General features: G+C 44.7%; 4 protein-coding genes and 1 pseudogene. 2 read left to right on the top strand and 3 right to left on the bottom strand.

Annotated features, from left to right (window positions below; all coding sequences use genetic code 11):
- Together RIG66_RS18285 and RIG66_RS18290 are read left to right on the top strand one after the other, a co-directional pair.
- A partial coding sequence (locus tag RIG66_RS18285; protein WP_446380194.1) for a transposase occupies positions 1-285 on the top strand: 285 nt, incomplete at its 5' end.
- Between the two features lie 19 nt (positions 286-304).
- A pseudogene (locus RIG66_RS18290) lies at positions 305-1,116 on the top strand (NF041680 family putative transposase); the annotation flags it as partial.
- A 68-nt stretch (positions 1,117-1,184) separates the two neighbouring features.
- On the opposite strand, the gene RIG66_RS18295 reads toward RIG66_RS18290, so the two are convergent.
- The 3 genes from RIG66_RS18295 to RIG66_RS18305 form a co-directional block, all read right to left on the bottom strand.
- Positions 1,185-1,388 carry a hypothetical protein gene (locus RIG66_RS18295; protein WP_446380195.1) on the bottom strand — a complete coding sequence of 68 codons (204 nt, stop codon included), beginning with the start codon at positions 1,386-1,388 and terminating at the stop codon, positions 1,185-1,187.
- A complete protein-coding gene (locus RIG66_RS18300) occupies positions 1,385-2,602 on the bottom strand; it encodes a glycosyltransferase family 4 protein (protein WP_446380196.1) in 1,218 nt (405 codons plus the stop codon). Before RIG66_RS18300 ends, RIG66_RS18295 begins: the two co-directional genes overlap by 4 nt.
- A gap of 324 nt (positions 2,603-2,926) precedes the next feature.
- On the bottom strand, positions 2,927-4,141 hold the full coding sequence (locus tag RIG66_RS18305) for a glycosyltransferase family 4 protein (protein ID WP_446380197.1): 1,215 nt from the start codon (positions 4,139-4,141) through the stop codon (positions 2,927-2,929).
- Positions 4,142-4,355 lie beyond the last annotated feature (214 nt).

Consider the following 4,355-nt stretch of genomic DNA (forward strand, 5'->3'; position numbering starts at 1 on the left):
CATCAAATATTTGAAGAAAGTCAAAACCTGGGAGAGGGAACTTTAAAACTAATTGATTGGTTAGACAAGGCTCAAATTTACTATAAAAAAACTGTATCAGCAATTAAACGATGGTTTGCCGAAGTCGTGGGTTATTTTGAAAGTAGAACAACAAATGGAGTCGTTGAAGGAGTTAACAATAAACTGAAACTATTAAAACGGTGTGGATTTGGCTTCAGGAACTTTAATAATTTTACAATACGCGCTTTACTTCTGTGGCATTATCCTAACAGTTTAGCACACTAAGTATGGAAGACCCCTGATTTTTACGTTAAGCCCGTTTTTTCGGCGTCAATGGCCGAGTGTCTACGAAGCTGTAGAAGATTGTAGACCATCACGTCACAAATTGATGCGCTTATATATCAAACAGATACCCATAGAAAAACGCCCAGTTTTAGGAGTCGATCATACGCCTTGGGCAAGATTTCATTCACCCACACTGCAAGACCGTACTTACCAACATCAACCGAGTGCGATTGGCTCTAACAAGCCTATTAGCATTGGACAAGGATATAGTACCATAGCTTGGATACCTGAAGCACAAGGAAGCCCTAGCATTACCCTTAAGACATGAGCGTATTACCAGTTGGGAGAATCCAATTAGCAAAGCCACCTGGCAAATCCAACAAATTTGTCGGCATTTGTGGATCGGTCAGTCCATGCTTTCCCTGAGTGAAATTTGGCGAAAATATTTGCGCCGCTTCGCGGTTGATCATTGGTATCGTTTTATTAAGCAACGACTACATTGGACTGTGCCTCAGTTTAGCACTCCTCAACAATGTGAACGCTGGAGTGATTTGATGCCAATTATGACTTGGGAGTTATGGTTGGCTCGATATTTAGTGTCACAGTATCATCTACCTTGGCAAAAGCCAATTCAGAATTTGACTCGCTTGTTGGGTCGCTCAGTCGATTACATTACTTTTGCCGGAGATTGGCACACCTACTGTTGCTCCCAAACCCCGTGGAAAGTCTCCCGATTGGACTGAGGGAAACAAACGTACTAAAATAACTCGTTATCCCGTAGTCAAAAAAGGTAAAGTACGACACAAAAAACGCTCAAAAAAAGCATCTTAAACTCTAATTTTTTAGTGATTTTCCTTCCTGCTCAGCTTCAGGTTATAGCTGGGTTAGTTTTTCGTAGTCTAAACTCCAGTGAAAATGGTGTCAGCTTTATCTTTAATAAACGCCTGATACAGGGCGGTATCATCAGGGTTAAGCGTGATTGGGCGAATATCTACAGAAGACAAATCTTTGAGGCACTGAATCAAACGCGATCGCACTCTGTCACAATGAAACAACCACAGACAAAGAAAGACGAAGGACAAATGACCAATGACCAATGTCACTTCCCCATTAATACCTTTTCATATAGTTCCCCCGCCCGTTTCCAGGTATATTTCTGCTCAACCAGCGATCGCCCATTTTCTGAGAGTTGTTTGCGAAGCTGACGTTTCTCGAATAACCGACTCACGGCATACACGTATTCAGCCGTATCATTTGCCCGTAATGCCCGCAGAGGAACATCTCCGCCATCGACAGGCAATCCTTCCAAACCGCGATCGCTTGCCACCACCGGGACTCCTGCTGCCATGGCTTCTAGGGTTTTGTTCTTAATCCCATAGCTAGTACGCAGGGGAATCACACAAACCGTAGCCTTATGCAAATAGTCTACGATTGAACTCACCCGCCCTGCTACCGTAATTCTCGGACGTTCCTGCAACTCTAACACCTCAGGTACAGGGCGTGCGCCAACAATTTCTAGCGTTGCCTCTGGATACCGTCGTAAAATCTCTGGGAATACTTCCAAGCTAAAGAAACGCACCGCATCAACGTTTGTCGGGCTATCCATGACGCCGACAAAAACCAATCGCTGTCCTCCCGGATCAGAGACACGCTTAGGAAACTGCTTAAAATCAACGCCATTGGGAACTAAGGTAATCTTACCGTCGGGTTCATAATCCTCAATCTGACGCCGATCTTTAGGAGTCGCAACGACAATATTGGTAAACTTGCCACAATATCGCTCTTCATAACGGCGCAGTAGGGGTAAATTTAATTGCTCTCGTAGCTGCTTATCCGCTGGTTTGCCGTCTAACTGATGGCGCTGCTTGCGATAGAGGGAACTATGAATATTGACGACGGTTCGCAACTTCTCTCGCCATTGAGGGCGAACATAAATTTCATTCATGCTATGTTCGCAGGTGATCACGTCAAAGTTTCCTGACTCTATTGCCTGATTAACCCACTCCTGCATCTCCGGGGAGTACTGTTTTAAGACACTTTGAGGCGTTCCTTGTTGCAGGAATGTACTCAAGCGCTGCATTTTTGACCGCAATCCACTGTTGTTCTCTGAGTTGTTGGGTTGAGGGAAAACAACGAGTTCTTCGACCCATTCCTGCAACTTTTCCACCTCAGTCTCGGAAATATCATCAGTGCGTTGAGTCACCAGAGTAATCTGATGACGCTCACTCAGAGCCTTAAGCAAGTTAAATGTTCTAACCTCAGTTCCGCCGCTGGTGGGTGGATAAGGAAATGTGGCAGAGAGGATGAGAATTTTCATAAATCTTCAGATTCCCCCCAAAATGGTCATAAATTCGGTTTTATCGGGATTAATGATGAATTGAGATGGCATTTATTAAAATTTGCTGGTGAATTATATCTATTTCATCAAACAGTTTTATCTTATTATATAAACATTTTAAGATTTTAATCATAAATTATTTATATAGATAATTTATGGTTAATTTTTGATCACAAATTATTGACAGGCTATTCCTTGAAGCAGATATTTTTAAGGGTAGAAGGGTAAGCGGTCGCGTATTGAATATACATACCCCTACACCCCACACCCCACACCCAACACCCCCTACAGGTATTTGTTTGTTCACTTTGCACAAATGACTTGTTCATAAAGCTGGGTGGCTCGCTCCCATGTATAATTCTTCTCAATAAACTGGCGTCCATTTTGTGACAATTGTTGTCTCAGTTGAGACTCTTCAAATAAGCGAGTCACGGCATCAACATACTCAGAAACCGAGTTTGCCCTCAATGCTCTTAATGGTACATTAGGACTATCAACCTCCAGTCCTTCCAAACCGCGATCGCTTCCCACCACAGGTACGCCCGCCGCCATCGCCTCTAGGGTTTTGTTCTTGATCCCATACCCCGTTCGCATCGAAACAATGCATACCGTGGCTTGATGTAAGTAGTCTGCCATAGAAGGAACCCGCCCGGTTACCGTAATACCAGGACGATTCCCCAGCGCTAATACCTCAGGGGTGGGACGTGCGCCAACCAGAGTTAAGGTTGTGTCTGGATACCGTTGTTGAATCGTGGGAAATACCTCTAAACTTAAGAACGTCACCGCATCAATATTGGCTAAATTATCCATCGCGCCAATAAACGTCAAGCGATGTCCACCGGGATCAACAGTTCGATAAGGGAATTGGCTAAAGTCTACACCATTGGGAATCACGGCAAACTGACTGGGGGGATTATAGGATTGAATCTGTTGGCGATCATCATCCGTCGTCACCACAATATGGGAAAACTTAGCACAGTAGCGCTGTTCATAGCGATAAAGCAGAGGCAGATTCAAGCGATCGCGCCAGAGATTCTCGCTTGTACCCGTTTGCAACTGATTGCGACAGGAAGCATACACCGAACTGTGGATATTGACAACCGTTCGCAGTTGTTCGCGAAACTCCGGACGCACATAAATTTCGTTAACGCTATGTTCGCAGGTAATTACATCAACGTTATTCTTCTCGACACACTGATCAACCCAATCCTGTAGTTGTGGAGAATAAATCGAGAGGACACTGGGAGGAATCCCCTGCTGTAAAAACTGACCAAAGCGCTGTAACTTGCCCAACAATCCTCCCTTCAGACTGGAAGTTGTGGGACGGGGAAAAACGACCAACTCAGCCACCCATTCTCGTAATGCTTCAATGTCAGCATCAGTTACATCGTCAGCGCGTTGAGTAAGTAGGGTAATCTCATGTCCAGTGAGATGTTTGAGTAAGTTAAACGTCCTTACCTGAGTCCCTCCTTGGGTTGGGGGATAGGGGAACGTAGAAGAGAGCATCAAAATCTTCATGGGTGATTGGTGAGGGTTTAAGGCGTGTATACAAAACGTAACCTATTTTAGTTTTGATCAAGCCTGTAGAATATCAACGTATCGCGGGAGTCCCCACCCTCAGCGTTAGCAGGGTGGGGAGGGATAGCGGATTGCCGGAGGAACGAAGGCAATCAATCTTGAGGTGCTTCTTGGGATTTAATGTAAGCTTTGACTCTCTCAATGGGAGCGCCAC

The organism is Coleofasciculus sp. E2-BRE-01, from assembly GCF_040221695.1.
GTDB lineage: Bacteria > Cyanobacteriota > Cyanobacteriia > Cyanobacteriales > Coleofasciculaceae > Coleofasciculus.